Origin of the sequence: Candidatus Pseudoscillospira sp. SGI.172 (genome assembly GCF_050313575.1) — a bacterium.
GTDB lineage: Bacteria > Bacillota > Clostridia > Oscillospirales > Oscillospiraceae > Vermiculatibacterium.
Genome location: NZ_JBNPLQ010000014.1, coordinates 1 through 23,707, shown reverse-complemented (window position 1 = coordinate 23,707; position 23,707 = coordinate 1). Strand labels below are relative to the sequence as shown.

Below are 23,707 nucleotides of genomic sequence, written 5' to 3'. Positions count from 1 at the left end.
AAAACGGATCTCCCGCCCTCGGCGGAAGATCCGTTTTTTGTGTGCACTGCTCAAAATGGGCCGCCTCACCGGCTCCAGGTATCTTTCCCCTGGGCCTTGGCCCGATACATCGCCTGATCGGCAGCGCAAAACAGCGTCTCAAAATCGGTCCCGTCACCGGGCGAGAGGGCAATACCCACACTGCATGAGAGTTCCGCAGCCTGCTCCCGAAATGCTTTGCAGAAACGCTCTCCCGCCCCGCAGGCCGCCGCCCTGTCCGCACACGGAAGGAACAGCAGAAACTCATCGCCCCCCGCCCGCCCTGCCTGGGCCGGACGCGGGAAGAGCTCTTCCAGAAGCTCTGCCGTCCGCACGAGGAGCCGGTCTCCGGCCGGGTGGCCGCAGCGGTCGTTTACTCCCTTGAAGTTGTCCAGATCGATCATCAAAAGCGCACAGGGCCTTTCCTGCTGCCGCAAAAATTCCTCCACCTGAAGCGCCAGCCCCCTCCGGTTCCAGATCCCCGTCAGCCAGTCCTGATGCGCCTGCCGGATCAGCCGTTCCCGCTCGTCGCACTCCGCCGTCACGTCCCGTAAAACTCCCACCCAGCGCCTGGGACTCAGACAGCGGGCCGAGCCGCGGAAATGACTGCCCCCACAGAGCGGACACTTCAGCTCCATGGGCACCGGATCCCTGCCCCCAGTGGAGAGAATGCGCTCCAGCGCCTCCTGGAACGGACCGAGCTCCCCGGCCTGCACAGTTCCTTTGGGGCCGGTCATCCAGACATTTCCCGGTTCCCAGGAAAAGAGGTATTCTTTTGACAGGTTGAGCAGTTCTCCCAGGTCCATAGGCCACTTCTCTTCCGGAACGCCATTTTCCAATTCTCTCACCCCGCATCATTCCCAGTATATGGAATTCTTTTTGAAAAGGATGCCGAATTTTGTCGAAAGGGGCAGTCATTGCGATATGGATTTTACAAGGGGCCGTTTTGCCCCCAGTCCCAGCGGGCGGATGCACCTGGGCAATCTTTTCTCCGCCCTTCTGGCCTGGCTTTCCGTCCGAGCCGTCGGGGGCACTCTGGTGCTCCGGGTGGAGGATCTGGACCCGGTGCGCTGTCAGCCTGCCCATGCCTGGCAGCTCATGGAGGATCTGGAGTGGCTGGGTCTTACTTGGGACGAGGGGGCGGTGTGCCCTCCTACTGGCAGAGCAACCGGGGGGCCCGGTACGCCGCCGCCTTTGAGACGCTCCGGGCCAAAGGGCTGGTCTATCCCTGCTTCTGCACCCGGCTCCAGCGGCTGAACGAGGCCCCCCACGGCCACGAGATCTCCTCCGCTTGTCCCTGCGCCGCACTGACCGATCAGGAGGTAGCCGAACACGCTGCCCGCCGCCCGCCTGGCTGGCGGGTACGGGTCCCCAGCCGGAGCATCTCTTTTTTCGATGGCTGTCAGGGCGCCTATACCCAGGACTTGGCCCGGGACTGCGGTGATTTCCCCATCCGGCGCTGGGATGGAGCCTGGGCCTATCAGCTGGCTGTCGTGGTGGACGACGGGGCCATGGGGATCACCCAAGTCGTCCGGGGACGGGATCTGCTCTCCTCCACCCCCCGGCAGCTCTGGCTCTATGAGGCACTGGGACTGACGCCTCCGGAATTCTACCACGTACCCCTTCTGCTGGCGCCCGACGGGCGCCGGCTGGCCAAGCGGGACGCCGACCTGGATATGGGCGTTCTCCGCCGCCGGTATACGCCGGAAGCCCTCCTGGGCCTGCTGGCAAAGTTGTCCGGCCAGCAGGAGACCGCCGCCCCGGTGAGTGCCGCCGAACTGGCAGGGCGCTTTACATGGACCGCCGTACCCCGGGAGGACATCGTGGTCACACAGGACCTCCTGGCCTGATGTTCCCCGTATCATACGATATAAAACAGAGCGCCTGGGCTTTCCCCCGGCGCTCTGTTTGGATCCTTTGCTCTTTTATTGGTGCAGCCGCTCCGCGATATACTGCTGCACTTCCTCCACCGGGATCTCCAGTGCGGCTGCCAGTTCGCCGAACAGCAACTCCTCGCCCTCTTTCATGAAGCGCTCGTCCACCGCGCCGAATTTTCGTTTCCGGCCTTCCACCGCCTTTTTCTTAGCATACAGCGACATGGTCATCTCGATCAGATCCTGACAGTCGTGGCTGTCGATGGCGCTTTGATAGTGCTCCGCCAGTTCCCGAAGGGCCTTGCTCTCACAGACTTCCACCTCCACCGTGGGAATGAGATCAATGAGCCGGTGCGCCTCCTCCTTGGAGATCACAGGGCGAATAAACACCTTTCCATTCACCGGAGTATAGATGTCGCAGTTCTGATAGAGAGGCTTGAGCGCATAAAAATCCTGCTTGCCCTGGCGGTCGATCCGCTCCACCCGGCAGACCCCTGTCCGCCCGTAGACCACCAAATCCCCAACTTCATACATAAAATCACCTCGTTTATTTTATTATAGCACACTTTTCCCTCTTTGTGTAAGGAAATCTTTTATTTGTTTCCTTTCGGCGAAAGATAGCGGGCCGGCAGAGGCGTATCGCTCTGCCGGCCCGCCGCCGGTCACATCATTTTTAGGATCTCCCGCTTGAGCCTCTGGATGATCCTTTTTTCCAATCTTGAGATATAGGACTGAGAAATTCCCATCATGTCGGCCACCTCTTTTTGCGTCCGCTCCCGCTTTCCGTCCAGCCCAAACCGGAGGGTGATGATGGACTTCTCCCGCTCCTCCAGCCGGTCCATGGCCTGGGAGAGGAGCTGCCGGTCCACGTCATCCTCCAGCGGCTGCATCACAGTATCTCCCTCGGTGCCCAGGATGTCGGAAAGGAGCAGCTCGTTCCCGTCCCAGTCGGTATTCAGCGGCTCGTCAAAGGAAACCTCTCCCCGCTGGTTGACAGTCTTTCGCAGGTGCATCAAAATCTCATTTTCAATGCACCGGGAGGCATAGGTGGCCAGCTTGATGTTCTTTTCCGGCTTATAGGTGCTCACGGCCTTGATGAGTCCGATGGTCCCGATGGAGATGAGATCTTCGATCCCCACCCCGGTGTTTTCAAAGCGCTTGGCGATGTAGACCACCAGCCGGAGATTCCGCTCGATGAGGGTGCTTTTGGCGGACTCGTCTCCCCCATCCAGCCGGGTGATGAGTTCCGCCTCCTCCTCCCGCTTGAGGGGGGGCGGCAGCGTGTCGCTCCCTCCGATGTACATGATCTTTCCCGGCAGGGCCAGCCCCCATCGGGCCAAAAGGCCCCGAAACGCCCACCACGCCCGCCGCAGCGTCTCCCCCATGTTTTCTCCTCCTCATTTTCACTGTTCCCTTCCGGGACAGTCCGTTCTCACCGCGGCTTCAGGCCCCGATCAGCGCATTGTATCCCCCTCCGTCCGACAGCCGTCCGGGAGCCAGCGCCACCAGAATGGGGCCGTAATCCTCTCCTGCCACCCTGGCCCGGTCCACCCGCACCGCCAGCAGCAGGCCGCAGGGCACGCCCACAGCCTGATAAGGGATGAGCCGCCAGCGCCTTCCGTCCTCCCGCCGCCGTTCCATGGCCCCCACCGGGTCAGACAGCTCCGCCGGATCCGGCGCCTGGCCCGCCGGAAAGAGAGACGCCGTCTTTTCCCCCTCCGCCACCATCACAGGGCGCCCCGTGGCGGGATCGGAAAGAGTATTCCCGGTGTCGATCAGGGCCGTAAGGCGGCATCGGTGCTCACCCAGTGTCAGTTCGGCCGGTGCCAGCTCCCGTCCCGTGTGTCTGGCCGCCCCTCGGAACAGCAGTGACAGGAAGGCGTAACACCCAGCCGCCGACAGCAGGACTGTTTTCAGATCCAACACCGCGGACGCGCCGAAAAAGAGCTGAAGGGCCAGCACCCCGCCGCCAAAGGCGGCGCTCACCCCCAAAAACACCAGGCTCACCCGCAGCAGCCGCCGGGAACCGCCAAAGGCGACCAGCGTCATCGCGGCGGCGGCGGCCAGCTTGCAAAGGGGCGAGGTCAGAAACCCAAGCTCCGGAAAAAAGACCGCTGCGGCATATATGCCGCCCAGTGCCGCAGCCAGTGCCATCCGCAGCCGGTGCAGCGGCTCCCCCGCCAGCCGGGCCGCGGAGAGAAGCAGGAGATAGTCCACGATGCCGTTGAGCAAAAACACTTTATCCACATAGACGACCGTCACGCCCGTCCCCCCTTCCGCACCCAACCATTATAAAAGGAGCGGGGTTCAAAAAAGGTCTAAGCGCGGAACGGCCCACAATATTCCAACCCGCTTTTTAGTTGTAAAATATCTCTTGACTTGCCCCTCTTTCCATGATAGAATGCTATCACCTATGAAAAGGGCTCTTTTTTCATGTCCGTTTTTACGGTGTGACGAGACATGAAACCCTTCTCCTCATCCAAGGTCATAGGGAGGCAGGTCATGCCGGATCCACACCGCCAAGTCATAGGGTTTTCAGGCCCTTTTTGGCTGGATCCGGCAACACGACCGGACCCGGCTTTTTTATTTGCCGGGAACGGCCAAGAAATAAGGAGGTGCCGACGTTATGGCAAAGGCTGGCAACCGGGTGAAGATCACCCTGCGGTGCAACGAGTGCAAGCAGCGCAACTACAACACCAAGAAGAACAAGAAGAACGATCCCGACCGTCTGGAGATGAACAAGTACTGCCCCTTCTGCAGAAAGCACACGGTCCACACCGAGACCAAGTAATGAGCCCCTCCTACTATAACGGCTCACAAGAAAGAAGGGTATCACTGAATGGCTGAAAACGAGAACGTGGAAAAGGCGGAGGTAAGCTCCGCCGCCGAAACGCCCGCGGCTCCCGCAAAAAAGGAAAAAGCCGAAAAGAAGCCCGCGAAGAAGTCTAAGCCCGGCCTTTTCTCACGGATTGGCCAGTGGTGGAAAGAGACGAAGTCCGAACTGAAAAAGGTTCAGTGGCCCACCTGGAAGCAGACCTTGAACAACACCCTCATCGTCCTCGCCTTCTGCGTGGTGGTGGGTGTGTGCATCTGGCTGTTCGATGTGGTCGCCACTCAGCTCTTCGGCGCTCTCATCAGCTTCTTCCGGCAGTTCTAAGGGGCGCGGCATGGAAGACGCAAAATGGTATGTGGTCCACACTTACTCCGGCTACGAGAACACCGTGGCGGCCAGTATTGAGAAGGCCGTAGAAAACCGGGGCATGCGTGACCTCATTCAAGAAGTGAACATTCCCCTCGAGACCGTTACCGAGATCACGGACAACGGTCCCAAGACGGTGGAGCGCAAGGTCTTTCCCGGCTATGTGCTGGTAAAGATGGTGCTCACCGACGACACCTGGCATCTGGTGCGCAATATCCGCGGCTCCACCGGCTTCGTGGGCTCCGGCAACAAGGCCATCCCCCTCAGCGACGCGGAGATCGCCGCGCTGGGCGTGGAGAAGCACGAGGTCGTGGTCAACTATGCCGTGGGCGACAGCGTGAAGATCACCGACGGCGCGCTGGAATCCTTCATCGGTACGGTGGATGAGATCGACGTGGACCACGGGAAGGTCCGGGTCGTGGTTTCCATGTTCGGCCGGGAGACCCCGGTGGAACTGGATCTGGATCAGGTGGAACCCATCAGCGACTGACACTGGGCCGTCTCCGGACGGCCGATCCCCGCAACGTGGGAGGGACCCGGCTTGCGGTCCCGTCCATACCACATTTATGTAGGAGGTGCTGTTTCAAATGGCACAGAAAATTACCGGTTACGTGAAACTGCAGATCCCCGCCGGCAAGGCGACTCCGGCTCCCCCCGTAGGCCCGGCCCTCGGCCAGCACGGCGTCAACATTGCCGCTTTTACCAAGGAGTTCAACGAGCGGACCAAGAACGAGGGCGGCCTGCTGATCCCCGTGGTCATCACCGTCTACTCCGACCGCTCCTTCACCTTCATTACCAAGACTCCTCCCGCCGCCGTCCTCATCAAGAAGGCCTGCGGTCTCGAGAGCGCTTCCGGTGTGCCCAACAAGACCAAGGTGGCCACCATCAGCAAGGAAGATGTCCGCAAGATCGCTGAGACCAAGATGCCTGACCTCAACGCTTCCAGCATCGAGGCCGCCATGAGCATGATCGCCGGCACCGCCCGTTCCATGGGCGTGGTCGTGGGCGAGTAAGGCAAGGAGGAATCAGATATGTTTAGAGGAAAGAAATATCAGAACGGCGCCAAGCTCATCGACAAGGCAGCCGCTTACGACGTCAACGAAGCCATGGATCTGGTGGTCAAGGCCGCTCCCGCCAAGTTTGACGAGACCGTCGAGCTCCATGTGAAGCTGGGCGTCGACTCCCGCCACGCCGACCAGCAGGTCCGCGGCGCCATCGTCCTCCCCCACGGCACCGGCCGCACCCTGCGGGTGCTGGTCTTCGCCAAGGGCGACAAGGCCGAGGCCGCCAAGGCTGCCGGCGCCGACTACGTGGGCGAGATGGACCTGGTGGAAAAGATCCAGAAGGAAAACTGGTTTGACTTCGACGTTGTCGTGGCCAGCCCCGACATGATGGGCGTGGTCGGCCGTCTGGGTAAAGTCTTGGGCCCCAAGGGCCTGATGCCCTCCCCCAAGGCCGGAACCGTCACCCCCGATGTGGCCAAGGCCGTCACCGAGGTCAAGGCCGGTAAGGTGGAGTACCGTCTGGACAAGACCAACATCATCCACTGCCCCATCGGCAAGGTCTCCTTCGGCCCCGAGAAGCTGGCTGAAAACCTGAACGCCCTCATGGGCGCCATCATCAAGGCCAAGCCTTCCGCCGCCAAGGGCACCTACGTCAAGAGCTGCGTCGCCGCCTCCACCATGGGCCCCGGCGTGAAGCTCAACGCCGCCAAGTTCGTGTAATCGAAGGCTCAGGCCTTTCGATTCTTTTCCCAATGATATCGTTTCCCGTCGGGTTTTGCTTGACAAAGCCCGGCGGGAACGATATAATAATTTTTGTGTTCAAAGACAGCAGGGAGCCATCCGGCTCTAACGACTTTTGTCCCCTGCCCAGAATGCAGCCAATAGGTACGCTTTCCTATGCTGTTTTCGTGACTTGAACACGAAAGCGGCATTTTTGTTTGCCCGGAAGGGCAAAGCGGCCCACGCGGTTTTGCCGTCGGGCCATAAAAATCTCTGGAGGTGAATTCCCAATATGCCTAACGCAAAGGTTCTGAGTGAGAAGCAGGCCATCGTGGCCGGGCTGGTCGACACCCTGAAGAACTCCGCCAGCGGCGTTCTGGTGAATTACGAGGGCATCACAGTGTCTGAGGACACGGAGCTCCGTAACGAACTGCGCAAAGCCGGAGTGGAGTATTCCGTTGTGAAGAACACTCTGGTCCGCCGTGCGCTGGACGGCGCCGGTCTGGGCGAGCTGGACAGCGTGCTGCACGGCACCACTTCTCTGGCGGTCAGCAAGGAGGATCCCATTGCTCCTATGCGCGTCATCCACAAGTTCTCCAAGAGTCTCAACGGCGACCGGTTCGCCATCAAGGCCGGCTTCATGGACGGCAAGGTCCTCCCCCTGGAGGATATCGCCGCTCTGGCCGAGCTGCCTTCCAAGGAAGTTCTGCTGTCTCAGCTGCTCGGCATGATGCTTGCCCCGCTCACCAGCCTGGCCATCGTGGTCAAGGCCATCGCCGAGAAGGACGGTGCCCCCGCCGAGGAGGCCGCCCCTGTCGAAGCCGCTGCTGAATAACACAAACACCAAAGGTTCAAACCAAATTTAGGAGGTATATTATTATGGCTAGCGAGAAGATCACTGCTATGATCGAAGAAGTGAAGGCCCTGACCGTTCTGGAGCTCAACGAGCTCGTGAAGGCTCTGGAAGAGGAATTCGGCGTTTCTGCCGCCGCTATGGCTGCTCCTGCCGCTGGCGGCACTGCCGCTCCCGTGGAGGAGAAGACCGAGTTTGACGTGGTCCTGGCCGGCTTTGACGCCGCCGCCAAGATCAAGGTCATCAAGGCTGTCCGCGAGATTACCGGCCTGGGCCTGGGCGAGGCCAAGGCCGTCGTCGAGGGCGCTCCCAAGACCATCAAGGAGGCCGTCTCCAAGGACGACGCCGAGGCTCTGAAGAAGACTCTGGAAGAGGCCGGCGGCAAGGTCGAGCTGAAGTAAGCTCTCCCCTTCTGCAAATAAAAAAAGAGGACGCCTGCGGGCGTCCTCTTTTTTTATTCTTTTGGGGACCGTGCAGGGAGCCCTCCCGCCGCCGTCTCGGCAGGGCTCTTTTAGATTGCCTCCTCCTTTGTCAACTGTGTATCCGGCACTCTGGAAAGGGAAGGACGGGCTGACTACTTCTGTTCGCTGATCACCAATATGTCATCCGCTTCAATCTGCGTATCTCCCTTTGGGATAACCATCTCTTCCCCGCGCAAAATCATAACGATCAGCTCTTCCTTGCTTGGAGAAAACGCGGCAATGGACTTTCCAACCCACGGGCTGTTCGCATCGATGTGCTGTTCATGAAGGGCGAGCCCGACCTCATCTTGATAAGCCGGCGCACTTAAAATGACTGAATCATGTGCAGAAAACACCGTACTGCCCCCCTGCAAAACATTTTTTCCATCCCGCAGCAACATCACCACCAGCATATCCGGAGGCAGGCTCACCTCGCACAGAGCCTTCCCCTGCCAGGGATGGCCCTCGTAAATTTCCAGGTTGATGAAGTAAAGCTTCACCTCATCGGTATAGTCGCTGAAGCTTTTTGCATCATCAATATTCTGGTCGCACATTCCAAGCCTGCGAGCAACCGGCGCCAAAAGCGAGCCCTGAAAGGCAATGGATAAAAGGACAACGCAAAAGATCATATGAAAGAGATCTCCAGAAGTTTGCGCTTGGTGAACGGTTGCCATTATGGCAAATACGATCGATGCCGCGCCGCGCAGTCCGGCAAAGGAAACCAGCATCTGCTGCCGAAAGCTGCATTTCAGCGGTGTCAGGCAGACAGCCACCACCAGCGGGCGCACCACAAAGGTAAGCAGCAGCGCAATCACAACAGCAGGAAGAAAGATCGCAGGGATCCGGGCAGGGGTCGCCAAGAGTCCCAGGAGGAAGAATATCAGCATCTGCATCAGGCTGGTAAAACCGTCAAAAAAATGCACCAGCGACTTCTTCTTTCGGATACGGCTGTTGCCCAGCACAATGCCTACAATATAAGCGCTCAGATACCCATTTCCGCCGAGGTCTGCCGGAAGCGCATAGGAAAGAAGTGCGATTCCAATGAAAAAAGCCATATCAAAGCCTGACACAGGGAATCGATAACGCCTTAAAAACGCCCGGACCAGCAGTGCAATCCCAACACCGCCCAGGATACCCAGCAGCAGTTGCTTCACCGCCATCCAGGCCAACTCACCGCCGCTTGCCTGCCCGCTCATTACAGAGAGCAGGATGATGGTCAGCATATAGGCAAAGGGGTCGTTGCTGCCGCTCTCCACCTCCAGCAAAGACGCTGTGTTTTCCCGCAGTCCCAGTTTTTTGGACCGAAGCACTGAAAACACGGATGCCGCATCGGTGGAACTGAGTATCGCGCCGAGAAGCAGCGCATCCAGCGCCGGCATCTTTAAAAACAAGATACACACCGCGCCCGTCAGTCCCGCCGTCAAAACAACACCGCCCGAAGCCAGAACAGCAGCCTGGACCGCCACCGGCTTCGCCTGATCCCAATTTGTTCCAAATCCGCCATAAAACATAATAAAAACCAGTGCAACCGTGCAAATCTGCTCAACTAAGGTATAATTATCAAACGGGATCCGAAAAACGCCGTTTTCCCCAAAGAGCATCCCCAACGCAATAAATGCGAGCAGCACCGGCACTCCCAGCCGATGTGTCAACCCACTAATCAGTACGCAGAGAAGAATGACCACAGTACACATCAATAAATAAGGCATCATCCATCCCCTTCCAGGCAATCGAACTTCATCTGTTTCAAACCCCGATATAAACGGCAAGGGATATTCCGCTATCCCCTATTTCCAACGCAGCATGTCATGAGGCGGCAATCTGGCCGTTAGCCCTCCCGAAACGAAAAGCGGCAACCACAAAACAAACGTGGTTACCGCTTCTGAAGCCATCCTTATGAAACCGGGGCCGCAAAGTGTGCTTTCTCTGTCTCTTTTTTCTTATTCGCACTGGGTAATGGCCCGAAGGATCATATGGAAGCCGTCCTCCAGAAACTCCTCCCGGCTCCGCCCCACCTGGCCCGAAAGGGTGTCCGCATTGCGGTCAGCCATGTGGATCATTCCAGAGACGCTGGCCCAGAAAAGCATCACGGTCTCCATGGGACTCATGGTGGTACAAATGGTCCCCGCCGTCATGCCCTGCTCCAGAAAGTTGGCCAGTTCGGTGCAGAATTCGTTGGCCATCCGACGGATATCCTGGTCGCACTTGCTCCCCTCCGCGCCGGTGTGGCCGCCGCCCATCACCGCCTCGTAAGCGGTGGGATTCTCCTCATAGAAGCCGGCAATGGACGTGCAGACGGCATCGTAGGCACCGTACCAGTCCCCACCGTCCTGAATCGCCTGATGCACCCGCTTTTTCAGCATGGCCAGACCGTTGAGCAGAATCGCCCCCACAATTTCCTCTTTGCTCTGAAAGTAGACATAGAGAGTGGCTTTGCTGTACTCGGCCTCCCGGGCAATATCGTCCATGGTGGTGCGCTCTGTCCCCTTCTCCGAAAACAGCCGCTCCGCCGCCGCCAGGATGGAACCTCGATGATATTCCGCCAACGCCTGCCGTTTGCCCATGTCCTTCGCTCCCTTTTTTCAAACTTCGTTAAAAATTATACCATATCTTTCTCCACGGCGCAATCTCTGATCCCTGTTCAGATTCTGTCAAAGACCAAGCAGCCGCTGCGCCAGATTGAAATACACGATAAGAGATACGGCATCCACGATGGTGGTAATGAGGGGCGCGGCCATAATGGTGGGGTCCACATGGCAGCGCTTGGCCAGGATGGGCAGCATGGAGCCGATGGATTTGGCCAGCACCACCGTCACCAGCATAGCCCCCGCCACAGTGAGGGAAACCATGGTGTTGCCCGGGTACTGGATCTCGAGCCGGACAAAGTTCACCGCGCTCAGGATCAGGCCCACCAGCAGGCTCACCCGCAGTTCCTTCCACAGCACCTTCAAAAAGTCCCCCAGCTCGATCTCTCCCACCGCCATGCCGCGGATGATCATGGTGGAGCTCTGGCTGCCGGCGTTTCCGCCGGTATCGGTGAGCATGGGGATAAAGGTCACCAGCAGAGGTACAGCGGCAAAGGCCGCCTCATATTTTCCCAAAATCCCGCCGGTGATCATGCTGGAGACCATCAGAACCAGCAGCCACACGATACGGTTCTTCGCCAGAGTAAACACGCTGGTCTTGAGGTAAGGCTTTTCCGAGGGGGCCATGGCGGCCATCTTCTCAAAGTCCTCGGTGGCCTCCTCCTCCATGACGTCCATCACGTCGTCCACGGTGACGATCCCCACCAGGCGGTCCTCCTGATCCACCACCGGCAGAGAGATGAAGTCGTACTTCATCATCCGCTGGACGGCTTCCTCCTGATCCTCGGTGGTGCGGGCGGCGATGAGATCGGTTTCCATCAGCTTCTCCACCACTGTGTCGTCCTCGGCCAGAAGCAGCTCCCGGAGGGTGACGACCCCCTCCAGCACACGCCTGGCGTCGATGACATAGCAGGTGTAGATAGACTCGCTCTCCTCTCCGGTGGCCCGGATACGGGCGATGGCCTCGCTGACCTTCATGGTTTTTCGCAGGTCGATGAATTCGGCGGTCATGATGCTGCCCACCGAATTTTCGGGGTAGTTCAAAAATTGATTGATCAGCTTGCGGGTGTCCGGCCTGGCGGTCTTGAGCACCCGTTTGACCACGTTGGCAGGCAGCTCTTCCAGCATGTCCACCGCGTCGTCCACGTTCAGATCCTCCACGATCTCGGCCAGCTCGGTATCGGTGGCGGAGGAGATGATGAGCTGCTGATCCTCCGGCTCCAGGTTGGCAAAGACGTCGGAGGCCACCCCTTTGGGCAGCATCCGAAAGACCAGCACGGTCTTTTCCGCGTTCAGATCCTCCATGAATTCGGCCACATCCACCTCGTTGGCGTCGGCCAGTTGGGCCTTCAGGGCCCGGTAGTTCCTGCTCTCCAGCAGCTTCATCCAGCCGGAAAGCAGATCCTTGCGCTCCAGTTCTTCCATGTTCTTTCCTCCTGTCTTTGGTCGTAACAGCGAGGAAGTACGAACGGACAAAAACCGTGCCGGAAAAGCAGCGCTTCCCCGGCACGGCGACATTCCTTTCATGGGCGCGGCAGAACTACCTCCACGCCTCTTCGTTCAGGAGGCACAGAGGGCTCGTTTCAGCCCATAAGGGAACATCGCTGTCCAGTTTGGTACTTCGGCCGCAGATGTCCACTGACTGTTCCTCCTTTAAACTCTATTGTAGACGGTTTTTCCGCCACTTTTTCAAGGATACCACGTCATGTACGTTTTTTCAAGCTTTTTGTGCCTCTTCCTTCCCCCGCATCTTTTCCAAAAAGCCCGTGGAAAGAGGGATCGCCAGCAGGAAGGAGCAGACGTCAGCCGCCGGCTGGGCCAGCGCCACACCGGGGAATTTCAATGCCAGAGGCAAAATCAAGATGGCCGGAATGAAGAACAGCCCCTGCCGCGCCATGGCCAGCACCGACGCCCGCCCATTCTCTCCCACTGTCTGGAGCATCATGTTGTTCATGATGACATAGGCCATGGCGGGCAGGGTGGCCAGCTGGCACCGCAGGGCCAGGGTCCCCAGCGCCACCACCTGGGGGTCGTTCTTCTGAAAGAGGAGCACGATCCGAGGCGCGAAAAGGATCCCCAGAGCGGCGATCCCCGCCAGGACCGCCGCGCCCACCTTGACGCAGAACCAAAAGGCTTTTCGCACCCGGTCGTAGCGTCCCGCGCCGTAGTTGAATCCACACACCGGCTGGAACCCCTGGCCGAAGCCGATGAGCGCAGAGCCGGAGAACATGGAAAAACGGTTGACGATGGTCATGGCGGCAATGGCGGCGTCTCCAAAGGGCTTGGCGGTCCAGTTAAGCAAAATGGAGGCCGCCGAGGCCAGCCCCTGGCGGTAGAAAGACGGCAGGCCCCCCCGGATGATCGTTCCCATGGAACCACCGTGCAGGGTGAACCGTTTCCACCGGATGGGGAGATTCCCTCTCCGCCCGGAATTCAGCAGCAGGATGAGAAAGCTCACCAGCTGGCTCAGGATGGTCGCCAGGGCGGCTCCGCCCGTCCCCAGGCCCAGTTCAAAAATGAAAATGGGGTCCAGAATCATATTCAGAATTCCGCCCGTGGTGATCCCCAGCATGGCGTAGGCGGCACTGCCCTGAAAGCGAAAAAGGTTATTGAGCACCAGCGCCCCCACCATGTATGGGGCCCCCAGAAGGATGAGCCGGGCGTAGTCCCTGGCGTAGGGCAGGATGGTGTCTGTGGCCCCCAGCGCTCCCACCAGAGGATCCAGAAATACAAGGCCCAGTACCGTCAGAGTCAGTCCGGCAAATACTCCGGCAAAAAAGCCGGTGGCGGCCACCTCTTCCGCCTCCTCCACGCGCCGCTGCCCCAGCAGGCGGGAGACATAGTTGCCCGCGCCGTTTCCAAAGGTGAAGCCGATGGCCTGAATGATGGCCATCAGGGAAAAGACCACCCCCACGGCCCCCTGGGCGCTGGTGCCCAGCCCGCCGACAAAATAGGTATCGGCCATGTTGTAGATCGAGGTGATGAGCATGCTGATGATGGTGGGGACTGCCAGACGCCCCACCAGGCCGGGTATGGGGGCCGTGGTCAGCCACTCAAATTTCTCGCCGGGATCGCTGAACTTCCTCATCGGGACCCACTTCTCTCTGTTTCGGTTATTGTTAGTATACCATCTGTTTTCCCGTTTTGCAATCTGCCCTTCTTTCCGTTGACTGTGTTGGGGGCCGGTGATATAATAGTTTGAATTATATTCGCTGTGTTTTTGCGCCCTTTTTCCCTCTTGAAATGTGGGAAGTGCGGCGTATTTCGACAGATTCCATTGGAAGAGGTGCACTATGTGGATTTCCAAGCGCTGGAAAGACTATGAGCTCATCGACTGCGGCGGCGGGGAAAAGCTGGAGCGGTGGGGAGACTATATTCTGGTCCGCCCCGATCCCCAAGCCATCTGGCAGACGCCCCGGACCGATCCCCGCTGGAAGCGGCCGGACGCGCGGTATGCCCGCTCGGCCTCCGGCGGCGGACATTGGGCCAAGAAGGACGTCCCCCAGCGCTGGTGTGTCGGCTACGGAGACCTTACCTTCAATATCAAGCCCATGAACTTCAAACACACCGGTCTCTTCCCCGAGCAGGCAGCCAACTGGGACTTCTGCCGGGAGGCCATCCGCTCTGCCGGGCGGCCGGTAAACGTGCTCAATCTCTTTGCCTATACCGGCGGAGCCACCGTGGCCTGCGCCGCCGCCGGGGCCAGCGTCTGCCACGTGGACGCCGCCAGGGGGATGGTGGCCTGGGCCAAGGAAAACGCCAGATCCTCCGGCGTGGAGGACAAGCCCATCCGCTGGATCGTGGACGACTGCGGCAAGTTTGCCGAGCGGGAGATCCGCCGGGGAAAAAAGTACGACGGCATCATCATGGACCCCCCCTCCTACGGCCGGGGCCCCTCCGGGGAGATCTGGAAGCTGGAGGAAAACCTCTGGCCCTTCGTGGAGATGGTCTCCCGGCTCCTCTCCGACGAGCCTCTTTTCTTTCTTATCAACTCCTACACCACAGGCCTGGCCCCGTCGGTGCTGACCTATATTTTGGAGACCCTGGTCACCAGGCGCTACGGCGGCCATACCGAGAGCCAGGAGCTGGGGCTGGCGGTATCCTCCAACGGCCTGTCCCTTCCCTGCGGCGCCACCGGGCGGTGGATGGCCGACTGACCCTTTGACAGAAAGGGGACGCACACAATGGAAGTGATCGGATCCCTCCTGTTTCTCATGGCTGCGGGCGCTGCCCTTCTCCTAGGGGACTACCAATACGCCTGGGACATCACTGTTCCCGGGCTATGGTGCTCCGCCCTTCTTCCCCATCTGCTCTTCGCCGCCGGATCCGCGGCGGCTATTCTGCGCAAGAGAGGCAATGAACATGACTAACGCCATCATCAAAACGGAAAATCTCCACTTCTCCTACCCCGCCGAGGGCACCCCCAAGGTGGTTTTGGACGGGGTGGATCTGGAGATCCAAGCGGGCTCCTTCGTGGCGGTCCTGGGTCACAACGGTTCAGGCAAATCTACCCTGGCCAAGCACCTGAACGCCATCCTGCTCCCCTCCGGCGGCAAAGTGTACGTCAGCGGAATGGACACCGCCGACGAGTCCAAGCTCCTGGACATCCGCCGCACGGTGGGGATGGTCTTTCAAAACCCGGACAACCAGATCGTGGCCAACGTGGTGGAGGAAGACTGCGCCTTCGGCCCGGAAAACCTGGGCGTGCCCCCCGCCGAGATCCGGGCGCGGGTGGACGAGGCCTTGAAGGCCGTGGGCATGTACGACTACCGGGAACACGCCCCCCACCTCCTCTCCGGCGGCCAGAAGCAGCGGGTAGCCATCGCCGGCATCCTGGCCATGCGGCCCCGGTGTGTGGTGCTGGACGAGCCCACCGCCATGCTCGACCCCATCGGCCGCCGCGAGGTGCTGGGGACCATCAAGCAGCTCAACGAGGCCGGCGGCGTCACCGTCGTCCTCATCACCCACCATATGGACGAGGCCGCCCAGGCCGGGCGGCTGGTGGTGATGGCCCACGGAAAAGTCATCGCCGACGGTGCGCCCCGGGAGGTCTTTCAGCAGGTGGAGGCGCTTCGGGCGGTGGGCCTCACCGTCCCCGAGACCGTCTCCCTTCTGTGGGAGCTCAGGCAGGAGGGGCTGGACGTCCCTCTGGACGCCCTCTCCGACGAAGAGTGCGCCCAGGCGCTCTTCCGGCTCCTGTCGTAAGGCGGTTCCTCCCCCGCGCCGATCCCACTTCGGACGCGACCCCAGCCGGGGCGTGTACCACTTCATGTTAGGACTGATACCATTTGGAATCCATGATTCAAACGGAAAAACTCTCTCATATCTACTCCGCCGGGACCCCCTTTGAACACGGGGCGCTGATCGATGTGGACTTCACCGCCTACCGGGGGGAATACCTGGGGATCATCGGCCATACCGGCTCCGGCAAGTCCACCCTCATCCAGCACCTCAACGGCCTTTTAAAGCCCACCTCCGGCCGGGTGCTGGTGGAGGGCCAGGACATCTGGGCCAGCAAGGAGGCTACCCGCGCGGCCCGGTTCCGGGTGGGGCTGGTGTTCCAGTACCCGGAATACCAGCTCTTTGAGGAGACCGTCTACAAGGACATCGCGTTCGGCCCCAAAAACATGGGACTGGATGAAACGGAGATCGACCACCGGGTACGGGAGGCCGCCGCCTTTGTAGGGCTGTCCGACGCCATGCTGGACCAGTCCCCCTTCGAGCTCTCCGGCGGCCAGAAGCGCCGGGTAGCCATCGCGGGCGTCATCGCCATGGAGCCCGCCGCCCTCATTCTGGACGAGCCCACCGCCGGCCTGGACCCGGTGGGTGTGGAGCAGATCCTGGGCAACATCCGGGACTATCACAAGGCCAAAAACGCCACCATCCTCATCGTCTCCCACTCCATGGAGGAGATGGCCCGGACGGTGGACCGGCTGGTGGTGATCAACGACGGCCGCATCCCCTTCCAGGGCACGCCCCGGGAGGTCTTTGCCCACGGGGAGGAGTTGGAGGCTATGGGCCTTGGGGTCCCTCAGGTCACCCGAGTGTTCCAGCGTCTGCGGGCGATGGGAGCCGATGTGGACCCCACTGTCTACACCATCCCTCAAGCGAAGGAGGCCCTCCTGGCGGCCCTGGGCCGGGGCCCCCGCAAAGCCAGCCCGCGACTTTGCGGGGAGCGGAAGAAGGAGTCTGCGGATATGGAATTTTCAGCCCCATGGACTGAAAATGGAATAGAGCAGACTTCTTCTGACGAAAAGGGGGCGGTGTAAATGGCGCTCAAGGACATCACCCTGGGTCAGTATTTTCCCGGTACCACCATTCTCCACCGGCTGGACCCCCGGGCCAAGCTGCTGCTGACCGTGCTGTATATCGTGGCCCTCTTCCTGGCGAAAAACGCCCTGGGCTACGCTCTGCTGGCCGCCGCGCTGGTGGCCGCCATCCTCATCTCCAAAGTAGGATTCAAGGCGGTCTTTCGGGGTATGAAGCCGGTCTTTTTCATCGTGATCTTCACCGCCATCCTAAATCTGCTCTACACCGCCGGCGCGGGGGAGCCGCTCCTCTCCTTCGGGATTTTCCGCATCTATTGGGAGGGCGTGCGCTCGGCCATCTTTATGGTGCTGCGCATCATGCTCCTCATCTCCTGCACCTTCCTGCTGACCTACACCACCTCCCCCATTCTTCTCACCGACGCACTGGAGAATCTGATGGGGCCGCTCAGGAAGATCAAGGTCCCCGTCCACGAGCTGGCCATGATGATGTCCATCGCTCTCCGGTTCATCCCCACCCTTATCGAGGAAACCGACAAGATCATGTCCGCCCAGAAAGCCCGGGGAGCCAGCTTCGACTCCGGCAACCTCATCCAGCGGGCCAGGGCTCTGGTGCCCCTGCTCGTGCCCCTCTTCATCTCCGCCTTCCGTCGGGCCGACGAGCTGGCAGTGGCGATGGAGTGCCGCTGCTACCACGGCGGCGAGGGCCGGACCCGGATGCGCCAGCTGAAGTACGCCGGGGCGGACTACACCGCTTTGGTGATCGGCTTCACCTTGTGCGGAGGCGTGGCAGCCCTCAATCTGCTGGGCGTATTCTGACCGTCTGCCTGTATATTTAGGAAAACTTAAAATAAGGTTTATTATTTATGAGAAATATCGCGCTAAAATTGATGTATGTGGGCAGCGCCTACCACGGCTGGCAGATCCAAAAAAATGCCGTCACCGTGGAGGAGGTGCTGGAGAAGTCCCTGGAAAAGGTGGTGGGCCACCCGGTAAAGTGTACCGGCGCGGGCCGCACGGACGCGGGCGTCCACGCCAGGGTCTACCTGGCCAACTTCCGCACCGACTCCCGCATTCCCTGCGACCGGCTGCCGCTGGCGGTGAACACCCGTCTGCCCGGCGACATCGTGGTCACCGGGGCCGTGGAGGTCTCCGAGGGCTTCAACGCCATCAGCGCCTGCGTCAAAAAGGAATACACCTACCGCATCTATAACTCCCACATCCGCAACGCCTTCTATGTGGATCGGGTGTGGTTCTATCCCAAGCATCTGGACGAGACCGTCATGCAGGCCGCCGCAGATCGCTTTGTGGGCACCCACGACTTCGCTGCGGTGAAGAGCGTGGGCACCGACGTGCGCTCCACGGTGCGCACCGTCTATCACTTTGAGATCGAACGCACGGACCGGATCATCGACTGCCGGGTGTGCGCCAACGGCTTCCTCTACAATATGGTCCGGGCCATGGTGGGCACCGTGGTCTACGCCGCCGAGGGCAAGTTCCCTCCGGAGGCTGTCACCGACATTCTGGAGGGCCGCTGCCGCACCGATGCGGGCCCCACCGCACCGCCGGGCGGATTATACATGACCCGTCTGTGGTATGATGAGCCCGGTCTGAATCAGGGGGCACTGACATAGGATGAGCGAGGAGAAGAAACGAAATCCGGTACTGCGGGTGCTTGCCTTTCTGGTCACTGCGGCGCTGGTCCTGGGAGCGGTCTTTCTGGTCGCCAACTGGCAAAAGCTAAATTTTGACGCCGTCAAGCGGTATTTTGCCTACCGCGCCTTGGCGAAAAATGAAAGCGGACAGGCGGAATCCTTCTCTTATGACGGCGGCGTGAACAGCGCCTTCGCCCGTCTGGGAGAGGATCTTCTCGTTTGCTCCAACACCGGAGTTCGGCTCTATTCTCCCAGCGGGACCGTCTACTTTGAGCAGACCTGCCCCATGGAGCACCCGGTGGTCCAGGCCGGCGGGAACGCGGGGCTGGTCTATGACGCCGGGGGGACCAGCCTCTTTGTCTGTGCCGGCCGGAGCCTGGCCTTCTCACTGACCGGGGACAAGACCATCCTCTCCGCCAGTCTGAACGCCCAGGGCCTTCTCACCGTGGTCACCCAGGCCAGCGGCCTCAAGGGTTCGGTGACCGTTTACGACACCGACTATCAGCCGGTGCTGGGTGTCAACCTGTCCTCCCGCTTTGTCACCGACGCAGTCCTCTCCCCAAACGGCCGCACGCTGGCCCTGGCCACCACCGGTCTGACCGGAGGTGTCTATGACAGCCAGATCGCCTTCTACTCCACCGACCGTTCCGGCGACAGCAGCGAGCCGGACGCCGTGTGTCCCCTGGGGAGCGTCACGGCGCTGAAGCTGAACTGGAACACCGAGCCTCTCCGGGTGCTGGGCGAATCCGCCCTCTATCTGGTGAATTCCGACGGCTCTCTGGCCGGGGAATACAGCTATGGCGGCCGCTACCTCAAGGGCTATTCTCTGGACGGAGACGATTTCTCCGCCCTGCTGCTGGGCAAATACCGGGCCGGATCCACAGCCGAGTTCGTTTTGGTGGACGCTGCCGGCCAGGAGCACAGGGCCCTGACCCTGGACCGTCAGCTTTTCTCTCTCTCCGCTGCCGGCCACTATTTTTCCGTGCTCACCGCCGACTCCCTCACGATCTACACCCAGGATCTGGAGGTGTACCATACTCTTTCCGAGCCACAGGGAGCCCGGAGGGTCCTTCAAAAACCGGACGGCTCTGTGCTCCTGATCGACAGTGAGACGGCCCGGCTCTACCTTCCCGACTGATAAGGAGGAAACCATGTCCATCCCCATCCTCATTGACCTTCTGATTGTGGCCGTTCTGGTGATTTTTCTTGTTCTGGGTGCCCGCCAGGGCTTTATCCTGACGCTGTGCTCCCTGGCGGCTGTCCTGGTGGCCCTGGTGGGCGCCAACCTGGCCGCCGACGCCCTGGCCCCCAAGCTGGCGGACGCGCTGGAGCCACGCCTGGCCCAGTCCATCCAGTCCGACCTGGAGAAACGTGCGCTGGCCGCCGGGGGCGACGCCGGTTCCAAGACCGGAATCAACGAGGTGCTGGCCGCCCTCCGGGACAAAGGGGGGCTCTACGAATGGGCCGCCGAAAAGCTGGAAGACACACTGGAGGCCGGGATCACCCATACCGCTGCGGAAGCGGCCGCTTCTGCGGCTTCGGCCGTGGCGGAGCAGATCGCCCACGGACTGTTGTTTGTGATCGGCTTTCTGGTGGTTCTGCTGGTCTGGACGCTGCTCAGCCATGCGCTGGATCTGGTGGCCCGCCTCCCCGGTCTCAGCGGTCTCAACCGTATGGCCGGCGGATTGCTGGGCTTGCTCAAGGGCCTTTTGGTGGTCTACCTGGCCGCCTGGGTCCTGTGCGATCTCACCGGTCTTCTTCCCTCCGAAACGGTATCCCAGACCCAGCTGCTCCGCTTCCTCACCGAGCACAGCCCCATGGAACTGCTGATGCTGGTGTAGGCGCCTGACGAAAGAATGGTGATCCTGTGAATCTTCCCAATTTTCTCTCTCTGATCCGTCTCCTTCTGGTGCCGGTATTTGCCCGGGTCTTTTTCCTGCCCCTCCCCTCCGCCCACCAGTGGGCCGGCTTCCTCTATGCCGTGGCCTTCGTCACCGACATCGCCGACGGCTACATTGCCCGTCGGTTCCACATGGTGACCCGGCTGGGGCGGGTCCTTGATCCGCTGGCGGACAAGCTGATGACTTTTACCGTCATCCTGTGCGTCGCCGTCGACGGCATGCTGCCCCTCTGGGCAGTGGCCGCTTTCTTCTGCAAAGAACTGTTGATGGGCCTGGGCGGGCTGTTCCTGCTCCGGCGCACCCGGGACGTCATCCCTTCCAACCGGCTGGGCAAGGCCTCTACCGGCGTCTTTTTTGTGGTGCTGGCGGCGATGGTCCTTTTCCCCATTCCCTACCCCTGGGCGGTTGGGCTGATCACCTTTGCCCTGCTCCTGTCCTTCGCCGCTCTCTTCCGCTATGCCGCGGTCTTCCGCACAGCGATAAAGTCTGAGAATCCCTCAGATTCCAAAAAATAATTTTATATTTTTCATACGCAGTTCATAATTTCGAATTAGAATAAATGCCTCAGAGGGGTACCGCATGCCCCGATGACGGCCGGGCAGACGGCCCGGGCCGAAAAGGAGTTGACCAAAATGCAGCCTACCCTTTGTTCCAGATGTCATAAAAACGTGGCGGTGGTGTTCATCCAGCGCATTGAGAACAGCGAGACCAAGACCGAGGGTCTCTGCCTCAACTGTGCCAGAGAACTGGGCATCAAGCCTGTGGACGATATGATCCAAAAGATGGGCCTCTCCGACGACGACGTGGCCAACCTCACCAATGAGATGATGTCCGCCTTCGGCGGTGCCGAGGGCATCGAAGGCCTCTCCGGACAGGAGCAGAACAACGATGATGACGGGGAGGAAGACGAGGGCAAAACCGCCACCTTCCCCTTCCTCAACAAGCTCTTCGGCGGCTCCGCCGCCCCCGGTCAGGATCCGGCCTCCGAGCGGGGCGGCGAATCCTCCGGCCGCGGCACCCGGGAAGAGAAGGGCGGCAAGGCCAAAGAGGGCAAGCGGAAATTTTTGGAGAGCTACTGCATCTCCCTGACCCAAAAGGCTGCCGAAGGCAAGCTGGACAAGATCGTGGGCCGGGATGAGGAGATCGCCCGGACCATTCAGATCCTGAACCGCCGGCAGAAAAACAATCCCTGCCTCATTGGTGAACCCGGCGTGGGCAAGACCGCCATTGCCGAGGGGCTGGCCCTGCGCATCCAGAGCGGAGAGGTGCCCTATAAGCTCCAGGACAAGGAGGTCTATCTGCTGGATCTCACCGCCCTGGTGGCCGGGACCCAGTTCCGCGGCCAGTTTGAAAGCCGGATGAAGGGCCTCATTGACGAGGTCAAGAAGCTGGGCAATATCATCCTCATGATCGACGAGGTCCACAACATTGTGGGCGCCGGCGACGCCGAGGGCAGCATGAATGCCGCCAACATCCTCAAGCCCGCTCTTTCCCGGGGCGAGATCCAGGTCATCGGCGCCACCACGCTCACCGAATACCGCAAGCACATTGAGAAGGACTCCGCCCTGGAGCGCCGCTTCCAGCCGGTGATGGTGGATGAGCCGTCCATTGAGGACAGCGTGAAGATCCTCACCGGCATCGCGCCCTACTATGAGAAGTACCACTTCGTCTCCATCTCCCCCGCCATGTGTCGGGCGGCGGTCACCATGTCGGAGCGGTATATCAGCGACCGCTACCTCCCCGACAAGGCCATCGACCTCATCGACGAGGCCTGCTCCGACGTCAACCTCCACAACAAGTCCCTGGCCCGGGAAAGCCAGGTGAAGAAGCAGCTGGAGGACCTGGCGGCCCAGCGGGAGAGCCTGGTCAATGAAAACAACAACCGGGACTACAAACGGCAGACCGATCTCAAGGCCAACGAGGCCCGGCAGGCCGAGATCCGCCGGAAGCTCTCCTCCCTGGCCGGACAGCACGCCGCCCTGTCCATTGATCCCGCCCAGGCCCCTGGTCTGAAGGACAACGAGCGGGAGCAGAGCAATTTGAACGCCGAACTGGAGCGGCTGGGGACCGAGCGCACCCGCCTCCTCTCCGCCGGGCAGGAGGATCAGGGCTACGAGCGTCTGGCCCAGATCAAGAGCCGGGAGCTTCAGCTCCAGGACGAGCTGCAAAAGCTGGAAGCCCAGTCCGCCCCGCCCCTCACCATGGAGCATCTGGCCCGGGTCATCGAGCTTTGGACCAAGATCCCGGCCAGCCAGATCCAGGAGCAGGAATACGAGCGTCTGGCCCATCTGGAGGACCGGCTCAAGGAGCACATCGTGGGCCAGGATCAGGCGGTGAGGGAAGTGGCTGCCGCCGTCCGCCGGGGAAGAGTGGGCATCGCCTCCAAGCGCAAGCCCGTGTCCTTCATCTTTGTTGGCTCCACCGGCGTGGGCAAGACAGAGCTTGTCAAACGTCTGGCCCAGGACATGTTCAACTCCCCCGAGTCCCTGATTCGTCTGGACATGTCGGAGTTCATGGAGAAGTTCTCGGTCTCCCGGATCATCGGCTCCCCCCCGGGCTATGTAGGCTATGACGAGGCCGGACAGCTCACCGAGAAGGTACGCCGGAAGCCCTACCGCGTCATTCTCTTTGACGAGATCGAGAAGGCCCACCCCGACGTGCTGAACATCCTTCTGCAAATTCTGGACGACGGCCACATCACCGACGCCCAGGGCCGGAACGTGAACTTCGAGAACACGGTCATCGTCATGACCTCCAACGCAGGCTCCACCACCGGCTCCACAGGAGCCGTGGGCTTCGGCCGCACCGGAGACGAGCAGGGCAAGGCCAAGGCCATGAAGGCGCTGGAGGGCTTCCTCCGCCCCGAGTTCATCAACCGCGTGGACGAGATCGTCTACTTCAACAAGCTCACCGAGGACAACTTCAAGCACATTGCCAGGATCATGCTTCAGGAGCTTACCGACAATCTCAGAGATAAGGGGATTGTGTTTACCTACAACGAAGGGCTTCTGGACTACCTGGTGAAGAAGTCCTTCTCTCAGACCTACGGGGCCCGGAACCTGCGCCGCCAGATCCAGAAGGATCTGGAGGACCCCATCGCCACCCAGATCATTGACAGCTATCTGGAACCTGTCACCCACATCACCGCCACTGCGGACGGTGAAACTCTGA

At 60.5% G+C, this 23,707-nt stretch carries 27 protein-coding genes; 19 read left to right on the top strand and 8 right to left on the bottom strand.

The genetic code is table 11. The features are described from left to right. Positions 1-65: 65 nt before the first annotated feature. The gene (locus ACQRD3_RS07085) at positions 66-824 is read right to left on the bottom strand and encodes a GGDEF domain-containing protein (protein ID WP_427780641.1); all 759 of its coding nucleotides are present in this window, start codon (positions 822-824) and stop codon (positions 66-68) included. Between the two features lie 118 nt (positions 825-942). Here ACQRD3_RS07085 and ACQRD3_RS07080 point away from each other — a divergent pair, with 118 nt between their 5' ends. Beyond that, positions 943-1,275: a glutamate--tRNA ligase family protein gene (locus tag ACQRD3_RS07080; protein WP_427780639.1), complete on the top strand. Its 333-nt coding sequence runs from the start codon at positions 943-945 to the stop codon at positions 1,273-1,275. Then, positions 1,164-1,868, top strand: coding sequence for a glutamate--tRNA ligase family protein (locus ACQRD3_RS07075; protein WP_427780637.1), 705 nt, complete (start codon positions 1,164-1,166; stop codon positions 1,866-1,868). The genes ACQRD3_RS07080 and ACQRD3_RS07075 overlap by 112 nt, the downstream gene beginning before the upstream one ends. Before the next feature lie 75 nt (positions 1,869-1,943). Here the strand turns inward: ACQRD3_RS07075 and ACQRD3_RS07070 are convergent, their stop codons facing one another. The 3 genes from ACQRD3_RS07070 to ACQRD3_RS07060 form a co-directional block, all read right to left on the bottom strand. Then, the gene (locus ACQRD3_RS07070) at positions 1,944-2,426 is read right to left on the bottom strand and encodes a CarD family transcriptional regulator (protein ID WP_080907631.1); all 483 of its coding nucleotides are present in this window, start codon (positions 2,424-2,426) and stop codon (positions 1,944-1,946) included. A gap of 128 nt (positions 2,427-2,554) precedes the next feature. Beyond that, complete coding sequence (gene sigE / locus ACQRD3_RS07065; protein ID WP_427780635.1) at positions 2,555-3,277, bottom strand: RNA polymerase sporulation sigma factor SigE; 723 nt, start codon at positions 3,275-3,277, stop codon at positions 2,555-2,557. A 58-nt stretch (positions 3,278-3,335) separates the two neighbouring features. Continuing rightward, complete coding sequence (locus ACQRD3_RS07060) at positions 3,336-4,154, bottom strand: sigma-E processing peptidase SpoIIGA (RefSeq protein ID WP_080907629.1); 819 nt, start codon at positions 4,152-4,154, stop codon at positions 3,336-3,338. Positions 4,155-4,518: 364 nt separating this feature from the next. On the opposite strand from ACQRD3_RS07060, the gene rpmG reads away from it, so the two are divergent. The 7 genes from rpmG to rplL all read left to right on the top strand — a co-directional run bounded on the left by rpmG (position 4,519) and on the right by rplL (position 8,069). Then, positions 4,519-4,683 carry a 50S ribosomal protein L33 gene (rpmG, locus tag ACQRD3_RS07055; protein WP_080907628.1) on the top strand — a complete coding sequence of 55 codons (165 nt, stop codon included), beginning with the start codon at positions 4,519-4,521 and terminating at the stop codon, positions 4,681-4,683. Positions 4,684-4,731: 48 nt separating this feature from the next. After that, on the top strand, positions 4,732-5,049 hold the full coding sequence (gene secE / locus ACQRD3_RS07050) for a preprotein translocase subunit SecE (RefSeq protein WP_080907627.1): 318 nt from the start codon (positions 4,732-4,734) through the stop codon (positions 5,047-5,049). 10 nt (positions 5,050-5,059) lie between these two features. Next, positions 5,060-5,581: a transcription termination/antitermination protein NusG gene (gene nusG / locus ACQRD3_RS07045; protein WP_427780633.1), complete on the top strand. Its 522-nt coding sequence runs from the start codon at positions 5,060-5,062 to the stop codon at positions 5,579-5,581. 97 nt (positions 5,582-5,678) lie between these two features. Next, on the top strand, positions 5,679-6,104 hold the full coding sequence (gene rplK / locus ACQRD3_RS07040) for a 50S ribosomal protein L11 (RefSeq protein WP_080907625.1): 426 nt from the start codon (positions 5,679-5,681) through the stop codon (positions 6,102-6,104). A gap of 18 nt (positions 6,105-6,122) precedes the next feature. After that, complete coding sequence (gene rplA, locus ACQRD3_RS07035) at positions 6,123-6,815, top strand: 50S ribosomal protein L1 (protein WP_080907624.1); 693 nt, start codon at positions 6,123-6,125, stop codon at positions 6,813-6,815. Positions 6,816-7,107: 292 nt separating this feature from the next. Further along, the gene (gene rplJ / locus ACQRD3_RS07030) at positions 7,108-7,650 is read left to right on the top strand and encodes a 50S ribosomal protein L10 (protein WP_080907623.1); all 543 of its coding nucleotides are present in this window, start codon (positions 7,108-7,110) and stop codon (positions 7,648-7,650) included. 44 nt (positions 7,651-7,694) lie between these two features. Further along, on the top strand, positions 7,695-8,069 hold the full coding sequence (rplL, locus tag ACQRD3_RS07025; RefSeq protein ID WP_427780631.1) for a 50S ribosomal protein L7/L12: 375 nt from the start codon (positions 7,695-7,697) through the stop codon (positions 8,067-8,069). A gap of 173 nt (positions 8,070-8,242) precedes the next feature. Here the strand turns inward: rplL and ACQRD3_RS07020 are convergent, their stop codons facing one another. The 4 genes from ACQRD3_RS07020 to ACQRD3_RS07005 all read right to left on the bottom strand — a co-directional run bounded on the left by ACQRD3_RS07020 (position 8,243) and on the right by ACQRD3_RS07005 (position 13,802). Then, positions 8,243-9,841, bottom strand: a complete 1,599-nt coding sequence (locus ACQRD3_RS07020) for a potassium/proton antiporter (protein WP_427780629.1) — start codon at positions 9,839-9,841, stop codon at positions 8,243-8,245. A gap of 228 nt (positions 9,842-10,069) precedes the next feature. Then, a complete protein-coding gene (locus ACQRD3_RS07015; RefSeq protein WP_427780627.1) occupies positions 10,070-10,693 on the bottom strand; it encodes a TetR/AcrR family transcriptional regulator in 624 nt (207 codons plus the stop codon). A gap of 87 nt (positions 10,694-10,780) precedes the next feature. Next, positions 10,781-12,139, bottom strand: a complete 1,359-nt coding sequence (mgtE, locus tag ACQRD3_RS07010; protein WP_427780625.1) for a magnesium transporter — start codon at positions 12,137-12,139, stop codon at positions 10,781-10,783. Positions 12,140-12,431: 292 nt separating this feature from the next. Further along, the gene (locus ACQRD3_RS07005; RefSeq protein ID WP_427780623.1) at positions 12,432-13,802 is read right to left on the bottom strand and encodes an MATE family efflux transporter; all 1,371 of its coding nucleotides are present in this window, start codon (positions 13,800-13,802) and stop codon (positions 12,432-12,434) included. A 205-nt stretch (positions 13,803-14,007) separates the two neighbouring features. On the opposite strand from ACQRD3_RS07005, the gene ACQRD3_RS07000 reads away from it, so the two are divergent. The 10 genes from ACQRD3_RS07000 to ACQRD3_RS06955 form a co-directional block, all read left to right on the top strand. After that, positions 14,008-14,871 (top strand): class I SAM-dependent methyltransferase, encoded by an 864-nt coding sequence (locus ACQRD3_RS07000; protein ID WP_427780621.1) that lies wholly within the window; start codon positions 14,008-14,010, stop codon positions 14,869-14,871. Positions 14,872-14,898: 27 nt separating this feature from the next. Then, positions 14,899-15,084: a hypothetical protein gene (locus ACQRD3_RS06995; RefSeq protein ID WP_427780620.1), complete on the top strand. Its 186-nt coding sequence runs from the start codon at positions 14,899-14,901 to the stop codon at positions 15,082-15,084. Then, on the top strand, positions 15,077-15,919 hold the full coding sequence (locus ACQRD3_RS06990; protein ID WP_080907614.1) for an energy-coupling factor transporter ATPase: 843 nt from the start codon (positions 15,077-15,079) through the stop codon (positions 15,917-15,919). The genes ACQRD3_RS06995 and ACQRD3_RS06990 overlap by 8 nt, the downstream gene beginning before the upstream one ends. An 83-nt stretch (positions 15,920-16,002) precedes the next feature. Next, positions 16,003-16,983, top strand: coding sequence for an energy-coupling factor transporter ATPase (locus ACQRD3_RS06985; RefSeq protein ID WP_080907613.1), 981 nt, complete (start codon positions 16,003-16,005; stop codon positions 16,981-16,983). After that, a complete protein-coding gene (locus tag ACQRD3_RS06980; protein ID WP_427780619.1) occupies positions 16,984-17,799 on the top strand; it encodes an energy-coupling factor transporter transmembrane component T family protein in 816 nt (271 codons plus the stop codon). 47 nt (positions 17,800-17,846) lie between these two features. Continuing rightward, positions 17,847-18,614, top strand: a complete 768-nt coding sequence (gene truA / locus ACQRD3_RS06975; protein WP_080907611.1) for a tRNA pseudouridine(38-40) synthase TruA — start codon at positions 17,847-17,849, stop codon at positions 18,612-18,614. 1 nt (position 18,615) lies between these two features. Continuing rightward, complete coding sequence (locus ACQRD3_RS06970; protein ID WP_080907610.1) at positions 18,616-19,773, top strand: DUF5711 family protein; 1,158 nt, start codon at positions 18,616-18,618, stop codon at positions 19,771-19,773. A gap of 13 nt (positions 19,774-19,786) precedes the next feature. After that, positions 19,787-20,476, top strand: coding sequence for a CvpA family protein (locus ACQRD3_RS06965; RefSeq protein ID WP_080907609.1), 690 nt, complete (start codon positions 19,787-19,789; stop codon positions 20,474-20,476). Between the two features lie 26 nt (positions 20,477-20,502). Beyond that, positions 20,503-21,051: a CDP-alcohol phosphatidyltransferase family protein gene (locus ACQRD3_RS06960; protein WP_427780617.1), complete on the top strand. Its 549-nt coding sequence runs from the start codon at positions 20,503-20,505 to the stop codon at positions 21,049-21,051. Between the two features lie 117 nt (positions 21,052-21,168). After that, positions 21,169-23,707 (top strand): AAA family ATPase (locus tag ACQRD3_RS06955; protein ID WP_427780615.1); only part of this gene is annotated, 2,539 nt, incomplete at its 3' end.

What these genes read in the sequence shown, in the direction of transcription:
- ACQRD3_RS07085 (WP_427780641.1), bottom strand. Translation starts at nt 824, where the DNA reads ATGGACCTGGGAGAACTGCTCAACCTGTCAAAAGAATACCTCTTTTCC.
- ACQRD3_RS07080 (WP_427780639.1), top strand. Translation starts at nt 943, where the DNA reads ATGGATTTTACAAGGGGCCGTTTTGCCCCCAGTCCCAGCGGGCGGATG.
- ACQRD3_RS07070 (WP_080907631.1), bottom strand. Translation starts at nt 2,426, where the DNA reads ATGTATGAAGTTGGGGATTTGGTGGTCTACGGGCGGACAGGGGTCTGC.
- sigE (WP_427780635.1), bottom strand. Translation starts at nt 3,277, where the DNA reads ATGGGGGAGACGCTGCGGCGGGCGTGGTGGGCGTTTCGGGGCCTTTTG.
- rpmG (WP_080907628.1), top strand. Translation starts at nt 4,519, where the DNA reads ATGGCAAAGGCTGGCAACCGGGTGAAGATCACCCTGCGGTGCAACGAG.
- secE (WP_080907627.1), top strand. Translation starts at nt 4,732, where the DNA reads ATGGCTGAAAACGAGAACGTGGAAAAGGCGGAGGTAAGCTCCGCCGCC.
- nusG (WP_427780633.1), top strand. Translation starts at nt 5,060, where the DNA reads ATGGAAGACGCAAAATGGTATGTGGTCCACACTTACTCCGGCTACGAG.
- rplK (WP_080907625.1), top strand. Translation starts at nt 5,679, where the DNA reads ATGGCACAGAAAATTACCGGTTACGTGAAACTGCAGATCCCCGCCGGC.
- rplA (WP_080907624.1), top strand. Translation starts at nt 6,123, where the DNA reads ATGTTTAGAGGAAAGAAATATCAGAACGGCGCCAAGCTCATCGACAAG.
- rplJ (WP_080907623.1), top strand. Translation starts at nt 7,108, where the DNA reads ATGCCTAACGCAAAGGTTCTGAGTGAGAAGCAGGCCATCGTGGCCGGG.
- rplL (WP_427780631.1), top strand. Translation starts at nt 7,695, where the DNA reads ATGGCTAGCGAGAAGATCACTGCTATGATCGAAGAAGTGAAGGCCCTG.
- ACQRD3_RS07020 (WP_427780629.1), bottom strand. Translation starts at nt 9,841, where the DNA reads ATGATGCCTTATTTATTGATGTGTACTGTGGTCATTCTTCTCTGCGTA.
- ACQRD3_RS07015 (WP_427780627.1), bottom strand. Translation starts at nt 10,693, where the DNA reads ATGGGCAAACGGCAGGCGTTGGCGGAATATCATCGAGGTTCCATCCTG.
- mgtE (WP_427780625.1), bottom strand. Translation starts at nt 12,139, where the DNA reads ATGGAAGAACTGGAGCGCAAGGATCTGCTTTCCGGCTGGATGAAGCTG.
- ACQRD3_RS07005 (WP_427780623.1), bottom strand. Translation starts at nt 13,802, where the DNA reads ATGAGGAAGTTCAGCGATCCCGGCGAGAAATTTGAGTGGCTGACCACG.
- ACQRD3_RS07000 (WP_427780621.1), top strand. Translation starts at nt 14,008, where the DNA reads ATGTGGATTTCCAAGCGCTGGAAAGACTATGAGCTCATCGACTGCGGC.
- ACQRD3_RS06995 (WP_427780620.1), top strand. Translation starts at nt 14,899, where the DNA reads ATGGAAGTGATCGGATCCCTCCTGTTTCTCATGGCTGCGGGCGCTGCC.
- ACQRD3_RS06990 (WP_080907614.1), top strand. Translation starts at nt 15,077, where the DNA reads ATGACTAACGCCATCATCAAAACGGAAAATCTCCACTTCTCCTACCCC.
- ACQRD3_RS06980 (WP_427780619.1), top strand. Translation starts at nt 16,984, where the DNA reads ATGGCGCTCAAGGACATCACCCTGGGTCAGTATTTTCCCGGTACCACC.
- truA (WP_080907611.1), top strand. Translation starts at nt 17,847, where the DNA reads ATGAGAAATATCGCGCTAAAATTGATGTATGTGGGCAGCGCCTACCAC.
- ACQRD3_RS06970 (WP_080907610.1), top strand. Translation starts at nt 18,616, where the DNA reads ATGAGCGAGGAGAAGAAACGAAATCCGGTACTGCGGGTGCTTGCCTTT.
- ACQRD3_RS06965 (WP_080907609.1), top strand. Translation starts at nt 19,787, where the DNA reads ATGTCCATCCCCATCCTCATTGACCTTCTGATTGTGGCCGTTCTGGTG.